General features: G+C 61.9%; 13 protein-coding genes, 1 tRNA gene and 2 pseudogenes. 8 read left to right on the top strand and 8 right to left on the bottom strand.

Features of this window, described 5'->3' with window-relative positions; genetic code table 11:
* Positions 1-57 precede the first annotated feature (57 nt).
* The 3 genes and pseudogenes from G3T36_RS03615 to G3T36_RS20230 all read right to left on the bottom strand — a co-directional run.
* Positions 58-1680 (bottom strand): glycoside hydrolase family 140 protein, encoded by a 1623-nt coding sequence (locus G3T36_RS03615; RefSeq protein WP_163288031.1) that lies wholly within the window; start codon positions 1678-1680, stop codon positions 58-60.
* A gap of 63 nt (positions 1681-1743) precedes the next feature.
* Complete coding sequence (locus G3T36_RS03610; protein WP_240148241.1) at positions 1744-2586, bottom strand: LacI family DNA-binding transcriptional regulator; 843 nt, start codon at positions 2584-2586, stop codon at positions 1744-1746.
* 30 nt (positions 2587-2616) lie between these two features.
* A pseudogene (locus G3T36_RS20230) lies at positions 2617-2799 on the bottom strand (LacI family DNA-binding transcriptional regulator); the annotation flags it as partial.
* Between the two features lie 334 nt (positions 2800-3133).
* Here G3T36_RS20230 and G3T36_RS03605 point away from each other — a divergent pair.
* The 5 genes from G3T36_RS03605 (at position 3134) to G3T36_RS03585 (ending at position 9769) form a co-directional block, all read left to right on the top strand.
* A complete protein-coding gene (locus tag G3T36_RS03605) occupies positions 3134-4522 on the top strand; it encodes an ABC transporter substrate-binding protein (protein WP_205244996.1) in 1389 nt (462 codons plus the stop codon).
* Between the two features lie 21 nt (positions 4523-4543).
* Positions 4544-5488: an ABC transporter permease gene (locus tag G3T36_RS03600; protein ID WP_193570854.1), complete on the top strand. Its 945-nt coding sequence runs from the start codon at positions 4544-4546 to the stop codon at positions 5486-5488.
* Positions 5485-7245 (top strand): dipeptide/oligopeptide/nickel ABC transporter permease/ATP-binding protein, encoded by a 1761-nt coding sequence (locus G3T36_RS03595; RefSeq protein ID WP_163288028.1) that lies wholly within the window; start codon positions 5485-5487, stop codon positions 7243-7245. Before G3T36_RS03600 ends, G3T36_RS03595 begins: the two co-directional genes overlap by 4 nt.
* Positions 7242-8081: an ABC transporter ATP-binding protein gene (locus G3T36_RS03590; RefSeq protein WP_163288027.1), complete on the top strand. Its 840-nt coding sequence runs from the start codon at positions 7242-7244 to the stop codon at positions 8079-8081. The genes G3T36_RS03595 and G3T36_RS03590 overlap by 4 nt, the downstream gene beginning before the upstream one ends.
* Before the next feature lie 179 nt (positions 8082-8260).
* Positions 8261-9769 (top strand): glycoside hydrolase family 43 protein, encoded by a 1509-nt coding sequence (locus G3T36_RS03585; protein ID WP_163288026.1) that lies wholly within the window; start codon positions 8261-8263, stop codon positions 9767-9769.
* Here G3T36_RS03585 and G3T36_RS03580 read toward each other — a convergent pair.
* Together G3T36_RS03580 and G3T36_RS20225 are read right to left on the bottom strand one after the other, a co-directional pair.
* Positions 9750-10637, bottom strand: a complete 888-nt coding sequence (locus G3T36_RS03580; RefSeq protein WP_338031445.1) for a substrate-binding domain-containing protein — start codon at positions 10635-10637, stop codon at positions 9750-9752. The genes G3T36_RS03585 and G3T36_RS03580 overlap by 20 nt on opposite strands.
* A 39-nt stretch (positions 10638-10676) precedes the next feature.
* Positions 10677-10772 (bottom strand): annotated as a pseudogene (locus tag G3T36_RS20225) (LacI family DNA-binding transcriptional regulator); the annotation flags it as partial.
* A 121-nt stretch (positions 10773-10893) separates the two neighbouring features.
* Between G3T36_RS20225 and G3T36_RS03575 the strand changes: the two are divergent.
* The 3 genes from G3T36_RS03575 to G3T36_RS03565 all read left to right on the top strand — a co-directional run bounded on the left by G3T36_RS03575 (position 10894) and on the right by G3T36_RS03565 (position 16885).
* Entirely contained in the window at positions 10894-12657 is a 1764-nt protein-coding gene (locus G3T36_RS03575; RefSeq protein ID WP_240148327.1) for a DUF5605 domain-containing protein, read from the top strand.
* Between the two features lie 53 nt (positions 12658-12710).
* Positions 12711-15368, top strand: a complete 2658-nt coding sequence (locus tag G3T36_RS03570) for a GH116 family glycosyl-hydrolase (protein WP_275689963.1) — start codon at positions 12711-12713, stop codon at positions 15366-15368.
* Positions 15369-15637: 269 nt separating this feature from the next.
* Positions 15638-16885, top strand: a complete 1248-nt coding sequence (locus G3T36_RS03565) for a Bcr/CflA family efflux MFS transporter (RefSeq protein ID WP_163288022.1) — start codon at positions 15638-15640, stop codon at positions 16883-16885.
* Here G3T36_RS03565 and G3T36_RS03560 read toward each other — a convergent pair.
* From G3T36_RS03560 to G3T36_RS03550, 3 genes are all read right to left on the bottom strand, one after another.
* Positions 16882-19257 carry a glycoside hydrolase family 2 TIM barrel-domain containing protein gene (locus G3T36_RS03560; protein ID WP_338031442.1) on the bottom strand — a complete coding sequence of 792 codons (2376 nt, stop codon included), beginning with the start codon at positions 19255-19257 and terminating at the stop codon, positions 16882-16884. The genes G3T36_RS03565 and G3T36_RS03560 overlap by 4 nt on opposite strands.
* Positions 19258-19559: 302 nt before the next feature.
* Positions 19560-19633 (bottom strand) — tRNA-Gly (locus G3T36_RS03555).
* 135 nt (positions 19634-19768) lie between these two features.
* Positions 19769-22495: a carboxypeptidase regulatory-like domain-containing protein gene (locus G3T36_RS03550; protein WP_163288020.1), complete on the bottom strand. Its 2727-nt coding sequence runs from the start codon at positions 22493-22495 to the stop codon at positions 19769-19771.
* Between the last annotated feature and the right edge of the window lie 390 nt (positions 22496-22885).

Raw genomic sequence — 22885 nt, 5'->3', positions numbered from 1 at the left:
TGCTGCGAATGCCCGCAGCACTGCTGGGTTCGACTGGAACTCCTCAAGTACGTCGTGTCAGCCGACGTTGCGGCGGATAAGAAGAGCCCAATCGCCGGGGGTCGGGGGGCAAGGAAGCCCAAGCCTTCGGTTCTCGGCGCGTTCGGCATCGTAGACACTTTCAAACGTCCCCGTTCGCGGATCAAACCATTCGACCCGATAGGTGCCCTCGTCGCTGACCTCGACTGCAGCATCGCCGTCATCGTGGCGATACGTTTCGCCGAAATACACACTGATTATGTCGCGCGTAGCGTTGGAGGCAACGTGCGGCCGATACATCGTCGAGTTGATCCAACTCTCCGTCGAATACAATTCCGGCGCGGGAGAGAGCGAGGTCCAATCGACCGATTCGTAGAACCGCCTGAGGAATCCCATCTGCTCGGCTCCAGGAAGATCGACTCCCTCGTGCCAGGGGAGGTCTCCCCACATGCTCTTTCCCGATTCGGAATCCCAGGCGCCGTTCCAAGATCCTTGGGCGCCATAGGTGTATCCAGAGCATCCCGATTGGAATGCTCGGTACGCAACCTGCCGGACCATCGTGTCCGTCACCGGCCGTCGCCCATTTGGTTCGACGCTGGTCAGGCCTTCGTAAAAGCTTTCCCCTTCGATGAGGGGCTTGCCCGGATGCGCGGCAAGGTGATCTGTCCAGTGCTCGGAGCTCATGTCGAGGTCTCCATGACCGAGCTGGCTGAGCGTGAAGGTCAACCATTCTTCGTTTTGAAACTCGGCCGGCATCGGCCGTTCGCAAGTTAGGTGAGCAGTGATCGGGTGCCGGTAGTCGTCATCGCGTTGGATTGCCAGTGCGACGTCACGCCAGGCCGCGAGACGCTGCGCACGCGTCGCGGGTTCATATCCGGCCACCTCGCCACCCAGAGTCCAGACAAGCGGGTACGACCCATAGCGGGCAACGACATAGCGCGCTAAGCGAACCATCGCCGATGGATGACCGTCGACGGCCGCGTACCAGGCCAGCCCGATCGCGTTCACCAAACCGCTCGCCGCGATGTACTCCATCCGTGGGTCGAGAACCTCACGGAAGAACGCCACATCGAATTCCCCTCCGGCGAGGAGCCTGTCCCAGAAGGGCGGTGGGTTCCAGGACAACAGATTCGCTTGGTAGACGGTGAAACCTTGCCTGACGCGTCGGTCGACGGTGTCGCGGAACTGCGACGACCAACCAGCCTTGTTCGCCCGGTCCCATTTCTCCCATGCAAAACGCCAGTGCGTGTCTCCCAGCCAGAAGAATGGCGTGCCATCCGCGTGCTCGAGGTGCGTGCCAGTACCGGAAGCGCGTAGGAAACCGTGTTCGTAGAGGGGAGCGGCACTTCCTTCCTTGCACAGGAGCTCGCCTGCCACGCTGTGGAGACCGCCGTTCGTTCTATCCGTGGCCGCCGTGGTGAAGGCCCAGAGGCCCGCCGCTGTTGGGGCGAATCTCAAACGCCAGCTTCGGCCGCCATTCCAAAAGGCAAATCGCCGGAAAGTTTCGCCGTGTGGACCGACGAAAGTAGCGATGACGTCGACCTCCTCGTAAGGGCGTGCATAATCCACATCACTTTCGAACTCGAACTCGACGGTGCTCCACGGCCCAACGCTACGCAACGATCTCTCCTCGGACTGGTTGGCCGCCTCGAAGCGATCCATGACCCATCGTCACGGAACGGTACGCGAACGCATATGGTTCGGTGGTCTTTTGCGCAACCTCGACTAGCGCTGCTTGATCGTCGTGGCACGTTCTCGAAGCTGTGGCCGCATGACGTAGCGCACGGGGTCGACACGGCCTTCAATACGCTCAAGGAGCAGTCGGGCGCTCGTCTCGCCGGTCTCGCGAGCCGACTGATCTATGGTCGTCAGGCCAACGCGCGAGATGCCGGCGACCGCGATGTCGTCATAGCCCGCGACAGCGACCTCGTCGGGAACTCGCAGTCCGGCCTCCTCCACTGCGCGGAGTACGCCGAGCGCGGCAATGTCGGCGCCCGCAAAGATGGCCGTCGGTCGGTTGGATCGGTCGAGCAGGTCTCGAGCCGCGCGATACCCGCCTTCCTCCGAATAGGTAGTCCGGACGATCTGAGGCTGGAGGGATCGCGCCCGCATCGCCTCTTCGTACCCGCGCTCGCGTTCGGTGTGGGACAGCACATACTGCCCTCGTAATCCCCCTGACGGTTGGCTCGTGAGTGCGATTCGGGTGTGTCCCTGACTTACAAGATGGTCGACCATCAGCCGAGCTCCGAGATTGTCGTCGCTGACAACTGTGTCGAAGTGCCGAGGAGCGCCGTGGCGTGCAACGACGACAGTGGGAATTTCGCGGCCCAGATCTTCGAGCCATTCCTGGGGCGTCCACGGTGCGATGACGATCAGCCCGTCCACCTGTCGGTCAAAGAGAGCCTCGATGCTCCTGCGCTGCCGACTCGGATCTACTCCGCCCCGGACGACGATCTCCTGGAACGGAGTCTGGTCAAGCTGGTTGCTGATCCCTTCCGCGACTTCCGGATGAAACGGCGAGGAGAAGTCCGTGACCATCACCCCGACGGTGAATGATGTTCCACGCATCCCGCGTGCACCTGCGTGCGGCCGATAATTCAGGTCCGCGATCGTCTGAGTCACCCGCTCGCGCATCTGCGGACTCACTCCTGCCGCAGAGCGAATCACCTTTGAGACCGCAGAAGCTGAAACCCCTGCCGATAGCGCGACATCATGGATCGTAGTTCGTCGACGCTGCGCGCGGTCACCCGTTGGGCCGTTGTTCGGAGTTGAAGGGGTCATGGTCATCTGACGCTAGCCGAGGTTACTCGCGTGAACAATGTAACCAAATCGAGACATGTTTGCGCAAAAATACCCGCTTTGATTGCGCGCCTAACATGGGCTACCTAGGTTCGACGTGGATAACGATGCACGCCGGAATCCCCCACGGCAAGTGAAACCCGCACTGACCACCGGCTGCCCCACCACCAACAAAGGAGTTGCAATGCGAAGCACCCGACGGCGAGCGCTTTTCGCCCTATCGGTCCCGGTCCTCATCACAGCGGTTGCACTCAGCGGCTGCACGTCCGGGACGAATTCTTCGTCCAATGCGTCGAAGGCCACCCTCACGCTGGGTATGACCCAGGACATCACCGGCTGGGATGTATCGAACCAGCCCCCCTATCAGAACTACCCGATGATGGCGGTCTGGGACACCGTGATTCGTTGTGACAAGTTCGGTAAGCCGCTGCCGGGCTTGGCCGAAAGCTGGAAAATCAGCGACGACCAGAAGACCCTTACGGCGAAGCTGCGTTCGGGTCAGAAGTTCTCCGATGGAACCCCAGCGGATTCGGCAGCCGTCAAGGCGACATTCGAGTTCGCTTCCAAGAACGGTGGCGGCGCAGCCCGTTATGCCGGAATCAAGGTCGATGCTCCCGACGCGACTGACGTCAGCATTACCTGGCCGCAGGCGAATCCCCTCATCGTCCTGAGCACCTGCAACGTCCCCATCACGACGCCGAAGGTGCTCGCGAGCAAGGACTTCAAGACGCCGGTCGGCTCTGGCCCATACGTCCTCGACACGTCCCACACAACGCAGGGCTCCGTCTATTCGTTCACGAAGAACGACGCATACTGGGACGCGAAGACCTTCCCGTACAAGAAGCTGGTCGTGAAGGTTCTCGGCAGCGACACCGCTGTCCTGAGTGCGCTCAAGACCGGACAGATCGACGGTTCACTCATCACAACCTCCACCGTCAACCAGGCCAAGTCGTCTGGGCTGAAGCTGCAGACGCTGAAGGGCGAAACGACGCGCCTTCTGATCACCGACCACCTCGGCAAGACGATCCCGGCTCTGGGGAACGTTGACGTGCGACGTGCGATGAACATGGTCTTCGACAAGAAGGCAGTCGCCGACAAGCTCTACCTCGGCAACGCCGAACCCGCGACTCAGATCTTTCGACCGGGAAGCGACGCGTACATCGACGGAATGACGGATCCCTATCCCTTCAATGTCGACAAGGCGAAGGCGTTGATGAAGTCCGCCGGCTACGAGAGCGGCTTCACGCTCACCATCCCGGTGATTCAGGGCTCTGGTGTGGACAAGCTCCTGCCGTACGTCACACAGCAACTCTCGCTGATTAACATCAAGGTGGAACAGCAGGCTCTGTCTGGGCCGAACATGTACGCGGAGCTGCTGAGCGGAAAGTATCCCGTGCCGCTTTGGCCTCTCGGCAACTACGGAGAATCGCTGGAGGACATCAACGACTACGTTCTCACCACGGGCATCTGGAACGTCTCGCACCAGCCGGACGCAACAATCGATTCGCTCTGGGCGAAGATCAACACCTCCTCGGGTGACCAGCGCAAGCAGGCTGAGCAGGACATCAACAAGTACATCTCCGACCAGGCGTGGTTCGTGCCGATGGCTTACCCTGACCTGTTCTTCGCCTACCGCTCGAACATCAATGTGCAGCCGTCATCGGACTACGCTGCGCTCAACCCGCTGCTGCGGGACTTCAAGTAACACCGGAAGAGTTCGCGTCCCATGTTGACAATCCCCATTCTCAAGAAGCTGGCACGAGCAGTGGCTGTGCTGCTCGTGGTCACGTTCGTCACCTTCTGCCTGATGTTCGGAAATGCCGAGGGCATTGCCCGTGGTGTGCTGGGCCTCAGTGCGACGGAGTCCGACGTTCAGCGTGAGATTGTCAAACTGGGTCTCGATCAGCCCCTCTTCGTCCAGTACGGAAAGTGGCTCCTCGGAGTCGTCACCGGTGACCTGGGTCATTCGTACTTCACGGGACAGTCCGTGAACGATGCGCTTGCGACCCGGGTCCCGGTGACCCTCTCACTCGTCCTCGGAACGCTGATCCTCACCCTCCTACTGAGCGTCGTGATCGGCGTCGCAGCAGCAATCTTTGGTGGCTGGATCGATCGGGTCGTGCAGTTTCTGACCGTTCTGGGTGCGGCGGTCCCGGCGTTCATCATCGGCGTTGTTCTCGTCTTCTCCTTCGCCATAGCGATTCCGCTCTTCCCAGCCACTGGCTACATTTCACTCGCGGATGATCCGGCAGGTTGGCTCCACTCCATCACGCTTCCAGTCGCAGCCCTCCTGATCGGCTCGGTCGCCAGCGCGGCGACGCAGATCCGTGGCGCCGTCCTCGATGTGCAGGGAAAGGACTTCGTTCGAACCCTGCGCGCTCGAGGGATTTCTGAAGGCCCCCTCCTCTTCCGGCACGTTCTCCGCAACGCGTCCGGCCCCGGACTGACGGTCCTCAGCCTTCAGACCATCGCTCTTCTCGGAGGCGCAGTCTTCGTCGAACAGATCTTTGCTCTGCCCGGTATCGGCCAGCTTGCCAACACATCTGCCCAGCAAGGAGATGTACCGATCGTGATGGGCATCGTGCTCGTCACCATCGTCTTCGTCCTCATCGTCAACCTTCTCGGCGACCTCGCCAACATTGCCCTCAACCCGAAAGCGAGGACACGATGAGCCTTCGACCCACCACGGCCTCCGTCCGCGCCGTGCGGCCGCAGCCCCGGCGACGTAAGCCACTTGTCGTTCGTCTGATCATGAACCCGCTGGGCGCGATCACGATGCTGTTCCTTCTCTTCGTCGTGATCCTCGGTGTCTTCGCTCCGTTGATCGCCCCGGCCCCGCCGAATGTCACCGACCTGAACGCCGTGAACGCGCCGCCGTTCTCACCCGGCCATCTCCTTGGCGCCGACCAGTCGGGACGAGACGTCTTCTCGCGTCTGGTCTGGGGAACACAGCCCACCATCATCGGCGCGCTGATCGTCCTGATTGTCTCCGTCGCGATCGGAGTCACCGGCGGCCTGCTCGCAGGCTTCTTCCGCGGCCGACTTGAGGCGGTCGGCAACTTCTTCACCGACGTCATCATGTCATTGCCCGGCATCGTCCTGCTGATCGCCCTTTACACCCTCACCGGTCCGAACATCCCGGCGGCGATGGCCGTGTTCGGCATCCTCGTCGCGCCCACCTATTTCAGACTCGTCCGCGCCGTGGTCGTCGGCGTGAGAGGAGAGCTTTACGTCGATGCTGCCAGGGTAGTCGGTCTCTCGAACACCAGGATCATCGGTCGACATGTACTCTGGGCGGTCCGCGGCCCGGTCATCATCCAGAGCGCGTTCATCATCGCGGCAGGCATCGGCATCCAGGCAGGTGTCGATTTCCTCGGGCTCGGTAACCCGAGTCAGCCGTCGTGGGGAACGGTCATGCAGGACGCCTTCAACAACATCTACAACAACCCGATCGGGGTATGGTGGCCGGCGCTGCTGATCAGCCTCACCATTCTCTGCCTGGTGCTTCTAGGAAACGTGCTCCGCGACGAACTCCAGTCCACAGGCGTGAAACCCCTCACGGTTCGCCAACGCCGGCACGCCGTAGACAGGTCAGAGCCATCCGTCCGAGCTGTCCCCAGGGGGGACTACGCGATCGCAGTGCGCGGCCTCCGCGTCGGCTACCCGGAGAGCGACGGACACATTCAGGAGGTCGTCCACGGCGTGGACCTCGTCGTCCGTAAGGGCGAGATACATGGCCTCGTCGGCGAATCCGGTTCCGGGAAATCGCAGATCGCCTTCTCTACCCTCGGGATTCTGCCGAAGGAAGCGGTAACGCTCGGCGGCAGCATCTGGCTGGACGGCGAAGATCTTCTTGCTGACCCCAAACGGCTTGTCCAAGCCCGCGGCCGCCGGATCGGGTATGTGCCCCAGGAGCCGATGTCGAACCTCGATCCGTCATTCACCATTGGGGCGCAGTTGACCTACGGGCTGCGCGCGGTGAAGAAGATCTCGAAAGTGGAGGCGCGGAGACAACTGCTCGCACTGCTGGCGCGCGTCGGGATCAGGGAACCCGAGCAGGTATTCAAGATGTTCCCCCACGAGATCTCCGGCGGCATGGCCCAACGCGTTCTGATCTGCGGCGCCGTCGCGGCCGACCCGGAGATCATCGTTGCCGATGAAGCCACGACCGCCCTGGACGTCACCGTGCAGGCCGAGGTGCTGGAACTCCTTCGGGAACTCAGCCGGGAGCGCGGGCTGGCGATGATCCAGGTCACCCACAACCTGGGAGTGGTCGCCGACCTCTGCGATGTCGTCAGCGTGATGCGCGACGGACGAATCGTGGAGGAAGCCAAGGTGGATGATCTCTTCGAATCGCCGAAGGAGCAGTACACCAAGGAGCTGCTGGCTTCGTCCAGAAGCGTCGAGATCATCGAAGAGGCATCATGACCGATCCAATCCTGCGCGTGAAGAATCTCGTCGTCCGATTCGGATCCGGTCGTCACGACACCAAGACTGTCATCAACGACGTTTCCCTGGACCTCTTCCCGGGTGAGACGTTGAGTCTCGTTGGCGAATCCGGATCCGGGAAGACGACTATCGGGCGGGCGATCCTCGGACTTGCGCCAGTCAGCGAGGGAACCATCGAGTTCCGCGGTCAAACGATCAGTAACCTTCCACGCAACCAGCGGCGGAGAACCGCCAAAGCCATCCAGGTTGTCTTCCAGGACCCTTACTCGTCGCTCAATCCGTCGATGACCGTTGAGGACATCCTTGTCGAACCGTTGAAATCTGCGGGGGTGGCTGGAGGGCGTCAGCGGATTCGCGAGCTTCTGGACGCTGTGGGTCTACCAGCTGATTCCGGCGCGCGGTACCCGAAGGAGTTCTCGGGCGGTCAACGGCAACGGATCGCGATCGCCCGTGCGCTTGCCCTCGAACCGTCAGTCATCATCTGCGACGAACCGACTAGCGCCCTCGATGTCACCACCCAAGCCCGGGTTCTCACTCTGCTGAGAGAACTGCAGGAGCGTACTGGGGTCGCCTATCTCTTCATCAGCCACGACCTTGGAGTTGTCAACGCGATCAGCGACCGTATCGCGGTCCTTTACCAGGGACAGATAGTTGAACTCGGCGATGCGGCCCAGGTCGCACATCATCCGCGGCACGACTACACGCATCGCCTGCAGATCTCTGCGCCGGTAGCGGATCCCAAAATCCAGCGGGAACGCAGAACCGAGCGGCTGCGTCTGTATGCGCAGGAGCCGGCGGCTTCTGTCACCTCGTGAGGTCTCACATCGATTCACCATCGCAGGCTCGGCGGCAGAGTTTCGCCGATTTGAGACAACACGCCTCGTACCCCGAACGGAAACAACTATGACGCTGACGCAAGAGCACCTCAATACGAGCCTTCGACCGGAGCAGCGCGCCTTTCTCTCCGAGTCGGTCATCGACCATGCGTGATGGTATGCCCACGCCCACGCCAGTTGTCAGCGGCGCGGTCCTGAGCCCATCGGGATCAGCGGCGACCGACCCGGTGATCCCAGGCTTCTACCCCGACCCGACAATCTGCAAAGTCGGGTCCGACTACTATCTGGCCAACTCGAGCTTCGAGTATTTTCCCGGGGCGCCCCTGTTCCACAGCACCGATCTGGTCACCTGGGATCAGATCGGCCACATCATGAGCCGGCGCTCTCAGTTTCAATACGGGTCGGACGGACCGTCGACTGGTGTGTACGGGTCCACCCTGCGGTTCCACTCGGGAAGATTCTGGTTCATCACCACGAATGTCAGCACCTTCGACTCGGGCCAGTTGCTCCTCACCGCCGACGACCCGGCGGGCGAATGGAGCGATCCCATTCAGATCCCAGACGCGATCGGCATAGACCCCGACATCGTCTGGGATGACGACGGGATTTGCTATCTGACCTGGAACGCCCTCGACTTTTCCGATGGAGGTCGAGGAATCCTGCAAGCGACGTTGGACACCACAACCGGGAAGCTCACGTCACCCGCATACCAGGTGTGGCAGGGAACTGGCATGGTTGCACCCGAAGGGCCACATCTTTACCGGATCGGCGACTACTGGTACCTGCTCCTCGCTGAAGGCGGAACCGAAAGGGGTCACAGCGTCACGGTCGCTCGAGGGACCTCGCCAAGCGGCCCATTCGAGTCGTGCCCGTGGAATCCGATCTTCACCCACCGCAGTTCGGGCCATCCCGTTCAGAACGTCGGGCACGCAGATCTGGTTCCCGATCTTGACGGCGGTTGGGCCGCCGTCTACCTGGGTGCGAGGCCTCACGGATCCACCCCTCAGTATCACGTGCTCGGCCGTGAAACGTTCCTTGCCGGAGTCGACTGGCTCGAAGGGTGGCCGGTATTTGATGAGGGACGCTTCCAGGCGGAACCTGTAGACACCGATTTCATCGATGCATTCGCGACACCGACCCTCCACCACCGCTGGGTAGCTCCGACAGGCGAGCCTGATCGAATCGCGAAACATCTCCCGGAGGGTGGCGTCGCTTTGGCGGGCATCCCCGGCCAAGGTGGCCTGTGTGTGCGCGTCCGCGACCTCAGTTGGCGAGCAGATGCCGTGCTGATGGCTTCGGGAACATTCCGGGTCCGAATCGACGATCGACACTGGTACGGGCTGCACGTGCTGGATGGCTCCGTGACTGTCGAAGCCCAAATCGGCGACATCAGGTCGACGGTGAGTTCGTCGCCGTTCGCCGGCGGAGCGGTCACCGTTCGCATCGAAAGCGTCCCACCCGTGTCCCTACCCATCCCGCTCGGGCATGGCGGTCCCGATGACATCGTTCTCTCCTTCGATGCCGGAGACGGCTTCCACGAGTTGAGCCGCCTTGACGGACGTTACATCTCCACCGAGGTCGCATCCGGTTTCACTGGACGGATGCTCTGCGTCGGAGCAGCTGATGCGGAGTCCCGCCTGCTGCGCGTCACGTACGAGAAGCGATAGTCGACTCGCGCACCATCAACCGCGTCGGGAGCTCGAGACGTTCGAACCGGTCAGAATTCCGCGTGCGAAGATCACGCACAAGCTGCACGGCGCGCGCCGCCATCGCCTCCAGCGGCTGTCGAACAGACGTCAGTGGGGGTTCCGCTGCAGATGCGCGCGGTTCGTCGTTGAACCCGATCACGCTGACATCCTCGGGAATCCTCAGCCCCAGGACCGAGGCGGCCTGGTACACCGCGAATGCCATTTCGTCGTTACATGCGAACACTCCCAAAGGCGTACCCGACTTGGCGACTAGGGCCCGAAACTCCCGAGTCACCTCAGCTCCGGTCCAGTCGGCGTCTATTCGAGTGATGGGAACGTCGCCCAGCTCGTCGGCGATTGCGGTTCGGAATCCGTCCTCTCGCGCCTTCCCGAATCGGTAGTGCGGTACCCCCGCGATCACGGCAAACCGCTCAAGCCCTGTTGCCGCAAGATGAGTGCCGGCGTCGTAGCCGCCCTGCCAATCCGTAGTGCCGACACTTGCCACTTCCCCATGCGGATCAGAGCGCGGGTCGATCAGGACGACGGGGATGCGAGCGGCGGCGAGGTCCTCGATCTGGTGCCTCGTCGGCTTGATGATTCCAAGGATGACGCCGGACGGGCGCCGGCGCGCCACCCTCGCGGGCCAGTCGTCCGCCGGATCCTCTCGCTCCAAGGTGAGCACGAGATCGAACCCGTTGGCAAAAGCGCCTCGTCGCGCGCCACTGACAATAGCTTGAGTCCACGCGTCGTCAAAGGTGCCGAGCACTAGCTCGATGAGGCGCAAGTCCAAGTTTGCGGGACGGCCGCGATTCGTACCCGTCATGTCGTAGTTGAGGTCGCTCGCCACCTGCAGGACCGTGTTGCGCGTTTCGGCCTTGAGGTCGCCGCGCCCGGACAATGCGCGCGACGCGGTTGAGACGGAAACTCCCGCCTTGTGTGCTACATCGGCGAGGGTAACGAGAGCGGCAGTGGGTTCGGGCATATGTCATCTCCTCCCACCATTTTTGCGCAACACTCGGTTCGGCGCCAATTTTTGCGCAACGAGTTCCGCTTCTTCGACGAAACCTGAGACCTTGAATCCGGAAGGTCAACAGACCGGCTGCATGACGACAGGAGACGCAACGATGCGCACGTTCGACCGATGGTCTACGTTCGGCGAAGCGCTGGAGAACGAGGAAGCGCGGCGGCTGCTGGAGGCGGAGGTTCCGGACCTCTTGGGCTCCTCGCTCGCCGAACAGTTGCGCGGCTTCCCGCTCGGCGGCTTCCTTGAGTTCGCACTGGCGGCCGACGCCGACAAGGCACGATCTTTGCTCCAACAGCTTTCCACGATCGAGGACACCCGGCCGCTTCCGGTCGAGCCCCCTGCCATCCAGCCTGACGCCGACTACGAATCAGTCGCGGTCGCGCATGCGAGCGCATCGGTGACGCTGCCCGACAAACCCCGACTACACGAGACGACTGAGATCGTCCTCGCCGGCCCGAGCCACGGGAACCCATTCGTCGATGTCGAACTGGGGGCGATCCTTACCCACGGTGATCTCACGCTCCGAGTGGGCGGCTTCTATGACGACGACGGCAGCTACGTGCTCCGGTTCCTCCTCCCGATCGATGGCGAATGGTCATTCGTCACCACTTCCAATGCTCGCTCTCTCGACGGAATCACTGGATCCATCTCTGTTGCCGACAGCGACGGGCGGGGCCCAGTCCGCGTCGTCGACCAGTTCGCCTTCGCCTACGCTGATGGATCCCCCTACACACCGTTCGGTACGACCGCGTATGTCTGGACCCTCCAACCGGAGGCCCTTCAGGACGAAACCATCCGAACACTCAAGGATTCGCCCTTCAACAAATTGCGGATGGGACTCTTCCCCAAAGACTTCCTATACAACTCGAACGATCCGGATCGCTACGTTTTTCCGCGCCGTGAAGACGGCGGGTGGGATACAACACGTTTTGACGTCGACTACTTTCGGCGTCTGGAGCGGCGAATCAAGCAGCTCGGGGAGCTCGGTATCGAAGCCGATCTCATCCTCTTCCACCCTTACGACCGCTGGGGATTCGCTGCTCTCGGTAAGGCGGCAGACGACCGCTACGTCAAGTACGTGACCCGCCGTCTCAGTGGCTTTGCGAATGTCTGGTGGTCGCTCGCAAATGAATACGAACTTCTCGTCTCGAAACGGCCAGATGACTGGGACAGGATAGCTCGGGTGATCCAAGCCGAGGACCCGAGCCACCACCTCATGTCCATCCACAACTGGACAGAACTCTTCGACTACTCGGCGGACTGGGCAACCCATGCGAGCATTCAGCGCAACGAAGGCAAGATGTCCCAGCGCGTCGATGAGTGGCGCCACCGGTGGGGCAAGCCGGTCGTCGTCGATGAGTTCGGCTATGAAGGCAACCTTGACCAGGGCTGGGGAAACTTGACGGCAGAAGAAGTCGTCGAGAAGTTCTGGGACGGCACCGTGCGCGGCGGTTACCTCACGCACGGTGAAACTTTCCACGCAGAAGACGAGGTTCTGTGGTGGTCCAAGGGCGGGAAGCTCGCCGGCGAGAGTCCCGCGCGAGTCGCGTTCCTCCGCACAATCGTCTCCGAATCACCGACCGGTCGTGTTGAGCCGCTCCCGTCGGACTGGGATGCGCGCTGGGGGGGAGTCAAGAACGAGTACATCCTGATCTACTTCGGCGCCAACCGCCCACTATTTCGGAACGTCAGCATCCCGGAGGGCATGCGCGCCCGCATAGACGTCATCGACACCTGGAACATGAACATCCAGACCGTTCCCGGTGTCCACGAAGGCACGGTCCACGTAGACCTTCCCGCTCGGCCCTATATGGCGATCAGGCTCACCAAGGCAGACCAGTAGCCCGCGACGATACCCCACAACACGCTCGATCCAACGAAGAAGATGGAGGACCAATGCTGATCCAGCCGCGACCTTTTGGCCGACTCAGAGTACGCCGACGAGCAGTCAGTAGAACCGGAACTGCGGCCGTAATCGCGGCAGCACTGATCGGCGGGTTCGTTCCGCTAAACGCTGCGAATGCGTCCCCAAACGACCCGAATTCGCACGCCAGAGACTTTTTCGCGGTTCCAGCCGCGGCGACGGTCCGTCAGCTCGGAGAAATTCCGCCGGGCCCGTCCACACCAGGCTTTCCCGGACTGCCGGAAAGCGTTCCGGGACTCGGGATTCCTCTCGGCGGCGTCGGTGCCGGATCCTTCATGATCAACCAGTCCGGAACCTTCGGACCATGGTTCTTCGGCGGCTCGCAAGATGACAGCTGGGAGATGCGTGCTCTCCCGCAAGCGGCGTTCCACGTAAGAGAGCAGATCGGCACGGACCAAACAACCGTCAAGACGCTCGCTACGAACGGACCTCAGTCCACGTCGGCGGCACGATCGTGGCAATCGCCGCTCCCCGGCTGGAACCTCCTCCAGCCCGGGGAAGGTTCGTATGCAGCCCTTTACCCGTTCGGGTGGACCAGCTACACCCCGTTCAAAACGGATGTATCCATGAGGTTCTTCTCTCCGATCGTCGCGGGCGAGGACAAACGAACGTCGCTTCCCGTCGCCTACTTCGATGTACGGCTGGCAAACCACACCACCAAAACCAGCAACATCTCCGTCATGTTCACCATGCCGAACGCGCCCGCACATGAAGGCAGGCAACCCGCGACGGTTCGCACCGGCCTCGACAGTCAGTTCACGAACGACCGAAAATCCGGCATCCAGGCCGTCACCATGACTTCCAACGACCCGTCAAACACCGTCGACGCGTCCCGGTCCGAATGGACTATCGCCGCGAAACCGCAGGCGGGGCAGAAGGTCACATACACAACCTCTTGGAATGCGAACGGCGACGGCTCCGACGTGTACGCACCGTTCTCTGACACGGGCGCGCTGACCAATGCGCCGATCGACAATTCTCACTCCGCTGGCGCGATCTCGGTAGCCGTCACGCTGAAGCCGGGCGAAGTCTCGACAGTCCCGTTCGCGCTGACGTGGGACTTCCCCCAAGTCGCCTTCGCCAACAACAACACCGTCTGGATGCGTCACTACACCAACTTCTACGGCGCAAAGGAGGACACGCAAAACAACTACGTGGCCGGAAGCTACCCGTTCAACCAGAGCCTCGCCATCGCTCGTGACGCGCTCACCGCACACGACGAGTCGCTTAGGGCAGTGGAACAGTGGTGGAAGCCGATCGCAAACGACCCCGCCTACCCGCTGGTGATTCGAACAGGCGCGTTGAATCAGCTGGCCCAAGTGCCGTTCAAGACCGCTTTGTGGGAAGGAGGCCTCGTCTCCAATACCGTCGCACCGACAGGCGTCAAACGTCAGGGAACAACTGTGCCCGGCACGCACCTGTACCTCGGTGTCGACTCCAATGCCGGCGGCGGCGCAAACGGCGGGATGGGCACAGAGGTCGGCACCTACAGCTCCCTCGCATACAGCCAGGTCTTTCCAACCATCGAGCGGGACAGGCTTCGAGCCAAGATCGATGCCGTCAACGCAGATCCATACGGCGACCCCTGGGACCCGGGCTTGACCTCATCTACCGACCCTGCCGCCTACTCGGTCCGCGACCCGTTCATCACCTGGACTCAGGGCCAACAGCCGTCGCCGGGGAACGTCTGGTTCATCGACAAACCAAGCGAGAACCTCTTCAGGCTGTATGACTACGCGCAGAGTAACCATGACTGGAACTTCCTGCGTCAGGCCTACCCCGCCATGCGCAAGCTTCTCGCGTACATCCAGGCGACGATTCCTCCCGGGTCGACGCTGCCCGAGGCGCCAAACATGAACGCTCCCAGTCCGAACCTGAAAAGCCCGCTGCCATACGCAAACGTTTTTGACGTCATCCCGGTAAACAAGGTCGACGCATATGACTCGCAGCTGTATCTGCTCGCGCTCGAGTCGATCTCAGCAGCAGGCAAAAGCGTCGGGGAATCCAAGGCGACCCTGGCAACGTGGAACGCCGAATTGAAAGCGGCCAAGACCGAGTATGAGGCGACCTTCTGGAACGCCGACCATCAGTATTACCGATACACGCCGGGCCCTACAGCCAACAACGACAGCGTTCTCTTGGCTACCTTCTTCGCTCAGCACCTCGCGGAACGCGCCGGGCTCCCGGACCTGGTCGACACGAGCCGTTACCGCCTGCAGCTGAAAAGTCAGATCGCGCTCTTCCAGTCGAAACTTGACAGTCAGGGTCGCGAGATCGGTTCGCCGAACATGGGGCTGCCGCCCGGGTCAACAGGCTTCCCCTACCTCGGATTTGCGGGCACCACCTACGAGGACGGAGTCTGGCCCACCGTCGACTACTTCGTCGGTGCGACATACGTCGACGCGGCGAAGCGGTTCAAGGATACGGGACTCAGGGCGGAGGGCCTCGACCTTGGATCGGCTGTGGCCACCCAGGTTTGGCAGGTGAACGAAAACGGGTATCAGTTCAATACGCCACTGCAGTGGAACAAGAGCGACGCGGGACGCTGGATCTACCCGGCCTTCGAGAGCAACCTATCTTCGTGGGAGCTCCTGAACGCAATCAAACCCGTAACGATTCGGAGGGGATAGTTCGGAACCCGAGGGGCCGGTGCAGCGCGAACTGCATCGGCCCCTCGCCCATTGCTGCCCTCCATCGTGACGGCGGCTTGCACCTCCGTTTTGCGCAACGATTCGCTCTCCTCGCGCCAACCATGCGACTCTCGTAGGGACCTTGCGGTTCATGGCCGTGCACACCCTGTTTTGGAGAGAGTCCAGTGACGTCCATGCGCCGCATCCGGTCCTTTGTCTTGCCAAGCCCCCGTAGAACCTTGTCGGGTCGTCGACTGTCTACTTCTGGTGTGAGGCTTGTTGCGGCGGAACGCGCTGCAGAAGCGACACTGGGTTCGCCACGACGCACCAGGGCCATCGTGCTCGTGCTCGGCGCGATCGCAGCACTCGGACCGTTCACGATGGACCTCTATCTGCCGGCGTTTCCCTCCGTAATGCACGAATTGCACACCACGGAAGGGGCTGTGCGGCTGACTCTAACTGCAACAGCGGTGGGGATGGGGTTTGGCCAACTCGTCGTTGGTCCGCTGAGCGACATGTTCGGCAGAAAAGTCCTGCTAATAGTGGCGACCACCCTCCACGTCGCTTCAAGTATCGGCATCGCCCTAGCGCCGACGGTCGATCTCGTTTCAGCAATGCGCTTCGGCGAGGGGATCGGGGCTGCCGCCAGCGCGGTTGTCACCGTGGCGATGATCCGCGACATATTCGAGGGCTATCCGCTCGTGCGGATGCTTGCGCGAATCGCGCTCCTGTCCGGACTCGCGCCGGTCGTTGCTCCGATCGTCGGATCGCAACTCCTTCAGGTGATCGATTGGCGCGGCATCTTCTGGATGCTCGCCGCATACGGCTCGGCAGTTGTGTTGCTTGCTGTCTTGCTCATCCCAGAAACGCTGCCCCGATTGCAGCGCGGACGAGTTGGAGTTGGCGCCGGCTTTAGCCGTTTCGTCGCTGTGCTCTCGGACCGGGTCTTTGTCGGGGCTGCGCTCGTCGGAGGCTTCGTCTTTTCAGAGCTCGTCACTTACCTTTCATCTTCGCCGTTTCTGTTCCAGGTGTCCGAAGGCCTGAACGCCCAGCAATTCGGAATGCTCTTCGGCGCGATCGCAGTCGCCTTGTGGCTCTCGACGCAGGCTGCGGCTCGACTGATGCGGTGGTTTGAACCAGGCAGGCTGGTTGCAGTCGGACTCTCGATCCTGTTCATGACTGGAGCGGTGATGATCGTCCTTGCGGTTATCGGAGCAGGCTTCTTTCCGTTGGCTGCCGTATGTCTCGTCCTCGTCTCTACATGTGGATTCTGTTTCCCGTGTCTGCAGGTGATTGCTTTGCAGAACCACAAGAACCAGGCCGGCACCGCAATTGCAGTCACAGGCTTCACGAATTCGGTCGTCGGCGGCTCGATTTCCATGCTGCCGAGCGCGTTCGGCGCAATCACGTTCAACTCACTGGGGATTGTTGTCGTCGGCGCCATCTCGCTTGCGCTGCTCGCGTTGGTAGGGCTCGTCCTACCGTCTCCCACGATCACGGGAGCGATGGACACCTAGGCGCTGTTGATCGTGGCCGTAGCGGCGGCAAGACCATCCGCGCGAACGGTCACGATTGCCTCTCCCACATCGGTGCTGCGAATGACCGCGAGGGCGCGACCGCCGAATGTCGTGTGACTGTGCGAGTTGTACACCTCGTTCGTCGACGGTCGAGCGCTGCCAAGCGCAAGAAGCTCGGCCGGTCCGTCCACGTCGATGGAGACGGTGCGATCGCAGTTGGTCGCGAGCGTCCCGTTCGCATCCACGACTTCGATCGTGACGAACGCAATGTCGCGCGCAGGTATCACCGGGCGGTCGACTCCGAGTCGAAGGTCCGCTGGGGCCGCCGCCGTACGAAGAACTGAGCGACCCGATTCTGAGTTGCCGTTGCGAGTGATGGCGAGGAGTTCACCGGGTTGGTATGGCACGGTGAAGTTCGCGCGAAAGCGGGCGGCGTGGCCGGCAGGCGCCCTGCCAAGGGATTTCCCGTTCACGAGGAGCTCAACCTCCGGTGCGTCGGAGTACACCTCGACATTGAGCGGAGCGCCTTCCTCAAGGTTCCAGGACCAGCTGTCGGTTGTGTCACTCCACGCCCAGTCGAGGGCCGCCGCCCGGCGTCCCGCAGGCGCTGGTTGGCCAACCGCGATGAAGGGCTGACTCCGCAACCCGTAGACGATCTCGCGGTAGAAAGACGCGGGGCGACGGTATCCGGTGATGTCGATGTCGCCGCACCAGGCCAGGATCCCTGGGTATGCGGTCGGATCGGGCGAAGGTTCGTTTGCCGGGCCATACACGGTGAGGCCGAGACCCGCCTCACCGAGGTAGTCGTATCCAGTCCAAGTGAAGTCGCCGATGACATGAGGAAGGCGAGTCACCAGATCCCAAATGATGTCGATCCGTTTTGACAGAGTTTCGGTTCCGACAACCACGCGATCTGGAAATGCGGACTGGTCGGCGAGGTAGCGGGCGTCGGCATAGTTGTGACCGACGATGTCGACTACTGAGTGCGATTCTTCGGTCATCGCTGTGACCTGGTCAGAGAGGCTGATCTCGTTCATGAGATCGCCCATCGCCGTCATCAGGTCATTGACGCCTCCACGTTCAAGATCGCCGACTTGCTCCTGAAAGTCTTCGAGTATGTCGGAGATCGTCGCCACGAATCCGCTAATGCTGTTGGTTATGAAGCGAGAGCCGTCAAGGTTTCGGATCTTCTCGGCGATGGCGCGACCCCATTTCGCGGACAGCGCGTTTCCGGCTTCAAGGATCTCGTTCCCGATCGAGTACGCGATCACACTGGGCCGGTTGAAGTCCTTTTCCACGAGAGCTTCGATGTCGCGCTCCCACCATTCTGGGAAGTTCAGTGAGTAGTCGAACGGGTTCTTTCCCCGTGTCCACATGTCGAAGGATTCGTCCATGACGAGCATTCCGAGTCGGTCGCAGGCGTCAAGCATTGCAGGGCTCATCGGATTATGAGATGAGCGGATGGCGTTGAATCCCGCCGATTTCAGCAACTCAACTTTGCGTTCCTCTGCACGTCTGAAGGCTGCTCCGCCCAAGATCCCGTTGTCGTGATGGACACAGGCGCCTCGCAATTTGATCGATTCGCCGTTGATCCTTAACCCGTTCTGTGGATCGATCTGCAGCGTGCGAACGCCGAACGCGGTGTCGCGGGTCTCGATCAATCGCTCGCCTTCTCCTAACTCAGACCGGACCGAATAGCGGTTTGGAGTGTCGACGCTCCATCGTTTCGGATTGGGAAGATACAAGCGATGCCGCGCGACAGCTGAGTCTCCTGGTCGGAGTGTGACGGGAGAGGAAACCCGCGCGAGATCCTCTCCATTTGCGTCGACGATCGTTGTTGTGAGTCGTGTGGTCTGCGTGCTGATGTCTTCATTCACGAGCTCGGTGGCCACCGCGATCACCGCACGTTCGTCATCGACATCGGGTGTTGAGATTCGGATTCCGGATGCCGTGATGTGTGTGAGCGCTGTGACGGTCAGGTAGACATCGCGGTAGATCCCGAGCCCGGAGTACCACCGTGAGTCCATGTGTGCGCGGGCGTCAACACGAATCGCGTTCGGCTTGCCGTAATCGAGGAAGTCGTCCAAAGCAATGCGGAAGCCGGTGTATCCGTTTGGATGCTGGCCAGCGAAGACGCCGTTCACGTAGACCATGGCGTCCCGGTAAACCCCTTCGAATTCAACAGCCACTCGTTTCCGTCGCCATTCTTCGGGAACGTCGAATACTTTCGAGTAGGTGACGGCACCGCCCGGAAAGTAGCCGTTGGACGCGCCTGAACTCTCCGTTCGAGCGAACGTGATCATTGCATCGTGGGGGAGGGTGACCTCGTTCTTCTGATCGCCCTTCGGGACCAGCTGCGAGAACACGCTCACGTTCGGCTGAACCGTCCACCCACCGTTGAATAAGGTACGCAACGAATCTCCCTTGATTTGTGGCTCGACCGCGCCGACCAGAGCAGGTCAAGCATTTCAGCAAGCCATGATCCAACGGTGGGAATTTCGCCTCATCGGGTCTTTTTGCGCAAACCTTGTGGAGTTGCCCGCCGATGTGGCTAGGGGTGTGGGGCGCACCGGGTATGGGCTCGTGCCTAGAGTTCGACGGGAGGGCTCGGTGAGAAACGACAGCCAAAGCCCAAGTAGGTTGAGAAAAGCCCAAGTAGCTTGAGACGTGACAATGGAGCGAGTGACGGGAATCGAACCCGCGCTATCAGCTTGGGAAGCTGAAGTTCTGCCATTGAACTACACTCGCGTGGCCCGCGATCCCAGTAAAACACTGGGAAGTGAGGTTGCCGCCCAGACTACCCGGTCAACGGTCTTTGGCCAAACTCATCGTTTATCTCGCCATCCGTAAGTCCTCGACCCGTTGAAGCCGTGCCCGCCGGCGTCAGCCGATCCAGTTCATTGCGTTCCACCCGACGCCGATCTTTGTGCGGGTGAGCCATCCGGATCGACCGTTGCCCGGGTAAAGCCAGAGGAGGCCGGCAGAATCGCGCGCAACGACATCCGTGTGGCTGTCACCGTTGAAGTCGCCGACCGAGATGATCCCGGTCATCGCGTTCCATCCGGATCCCACCTGGACCCGCGTCTTCCAGCCGATGGGCGTGTGTGCATAGAGCCAGAGGACACCCGTGCTATCCCGCGCGAGGAGGTCGGGATATCCGTCGCCGTTGAAATCGCCGGCCCCGATGATCGCGGTCATCGCGCTCCACCCCCAGCCGATCACCTTGCTCGGCAGAAAGCCTCCCTTTCCGTTCCCCGGGTACAACCAGAGCCGACCGGATGCATCCCGTGCGACGAGGTCGGCGTTGCCATCCGCGTTGAAATCTCCCACACCGACAATGGTGTTCAGGCCGTTCCAGCCGGCGCCGATGCGCAGTGATGCGCCCCAGCCGCCGGAACCGTTGCCCGGGTACAACCGGAGCGCGCCTGTGGTGTCTCGTGTGATGACATCAGGGATTCCGTCGTTGTTGAAATCTCCGGGTGCGACGATCGCTGTCAGGCCGCCCCAGCCGCTGCCGACCTGGCCGGATGCGGGAGTCGACCACCCTCCTGCCCCGTTGCCGTGATACGACAGGAGGGCGCCCGCCGCAGTCCTCGCCAGCACATCCGGGTGTCCGTCACCCGAGTAGTCGTGCAGGCGTACCGGCGAACCGGACAGCACGGCGATCTTTCCGTTGACGCCGGTCGCCGCATCGCCGGACGCGAGGGTCAGGGCTTTGCCTGTCGCGTAACTCGCAGCGTTCTGGTACCACTGGGACGCGTAGGGGGCGGATGACGGCAGGGGGCCACGCGCGATCACACCGGTCGTGTCGTGCGTGAACCCGACCTTGTAGACGCCGGGCGCGAGGCCGCTGACCGTGTACTTTCCGTTCGCAACCGTCGCCTCACCTACGAGTGTCGCTAGGGAATCGCTCGGTCCAACTGCGTCGTAGACCCCGACGTATCCGGCTGCGGGCGCACCCCCGGCATAGCTGAGTGTTCCCGACACCGAGGCGCCGAGTGCGAGTACCGCGTCTTCGGTCGCGGTCTGTCCGGATGTCACGGTGAGCGGCGTCGCAGCCTGGAGGCTCGGCTTGCCGCCTGACCACTCGGTGTCGTAGGGGCTCGGCGCAGCGAACTTCACCGCGTACGTACCTGCGGTGAGCTGATCGATCGAATAGTGCCCGAGCGCGTCGGTGCGAACGCTGCCCCGCAGTCGACCGTCCAGGCTGTAGACCCCGACGACGACACCTTGCAGGGCTGCTGCAGGCGAGCCGCCCTGCACCGTGCCACTGATCGTGGCACCGGGCACCATGACCGCGTTCATGCCGGTCGCTGACTGGCCCCCTGTCACCGTGAAATAGTTTGCAGCGGCCTGGCTCGATTCACCGTTCCACCACTGGACGGCGAAGTTCTGTTCTGACCCAGGGGTTCTGTTGGGCGTGAATATCAGAGTGTATGAGCCCGCAGGGAGTTGCGCGACGGTGAAATTCCCGGCCGAGTCGGATACGCCGTTCGACCCTGCGTATGTCCCGTCTGACCGCACGGCGTTCACGTTGACACCCGCTACGGGCGTGTTCGGGTTACCCTGTTGCTCGACGGTCCCACTGACTGAGGATTGCGCGGCGAGCGTGGCATTGATTCCGGGGACATTCTGCTGCGAACCGACGGTGATGGATGTGGCTGCGGACGGGCTCGACGCGTTCTTCCACCACTGCGCGGAGAAGGACTGACCTGCTCCTGGCAGGAACTCGACGGTGTAGGTTCCGGCAGCAAGGTCCTCGAGGGTGTACCGGCCGGAGCCATCGGTGACAGCCTGCGCGACCACGCCGGCCGTGCTCGACGCATTGACCGTCGCACCGGCAAGGCCCGCGCCGGGGGAGCCCTGCGCCGAGACGGTTCCGCTGATCGTCGACCCTGACGAGAGTACAGCGCTGATTCCCGTCACGTTCTGGCCGGAGCCCACCGTGATCGGCGTCGCAGCCGCCTTCGTCTGGGCGCCGAACCACCACTGTTCGCTGTAGTTGCCGATTGCCGTGAAGAGGATCGTGTAGGTACCGGCGGCGAGCCCCGTGAAACTGTAGGCGCCGCCCGAAGTCATGGCGATGTTCGCCACGACCCCGGTCGAACCGTACAGGTAGACACGCTCGCTACTGAGCGGGACGTCGGGGTTTCCTGACCCCATGACTTCGCCGCTGATGCTGCCTGGTGCCACGAGCGTCGCGTTCTTTCCCGTGACTGTCTGCCCGGCCGCGACGCTGAAGAAGTCGGCCGTCTGCTGGCTGTTCCGCCCGCTCCACCACTGTTCGGCGTATCCGGATCCGGCCTCGAAGTCGAGGGTGTATGAACCCGCCGCGACGCCAGTGATCGTGTACTTGCCGTTCGCGTCGGTCATCGCTGACCCGCCCGGGCCGCCCGAGGGGAGGATCGCAAGCACTGCGATACCTTGGACGCCGACACCCGGTGCACCTGCAGCCTGGACCGTGCCACTGATGGATGCCGTTCCGGCGGCTGCGGCCGACGGGACATGGCCACCTGCGACCATCGCCGTTATCAACAGTGCGGCGGCGAGAAAGAGAGCGGCCGGGGAAAACCGGGCCGGGCGTGCAGCGACGATCGGTGGGCGTGACATCGTGAGAACCTGCTGTCGGGAGAGGCGATTGATTGACCACGGTCAGGTCTCAGAGACACGTACGAGCGTTCGATTTTCGGGCGGAGCTGGCCGTCTCCGAATCGTATTCACGAATCTTGCGCACCCGCAAGATTCGTGCGCGCGTCATTCCTGAGAGTTTTCGCAGGGCCGACGTGTACACATCGCCGGCAGTCTCGATGACCCGGAGCGAGTCGAGGCCGAGCCCGCGGGCCACGACGTCCGCGCCCCCGTCGAGTTGTCGACAACTACCCCTTGGGTCGCCCCGTTTCGGTGAGTTGGCGACCACTCGACCCGGCGATCGGGCTTCGCCGAATCAACCACCATTTCCGCGTGACAAATCTCGTGATTCGCCGTCTCTCTGGTGAGGGC

The organism is Leifsonia tongyongensis (assembly GCF_010686705.1).
In the GTDB taxonomy this organism is placed as follows: Bacteria; Actinomycetota; Actinomycetes; order Actinomycetales; family Microbacteriaceae; genus Diaminobutyricibacter; species Diaminobutyricibacter tongyongensis.
This window is presented reverse-complemented; position numbering and strand designations above follow the sequence as displayed.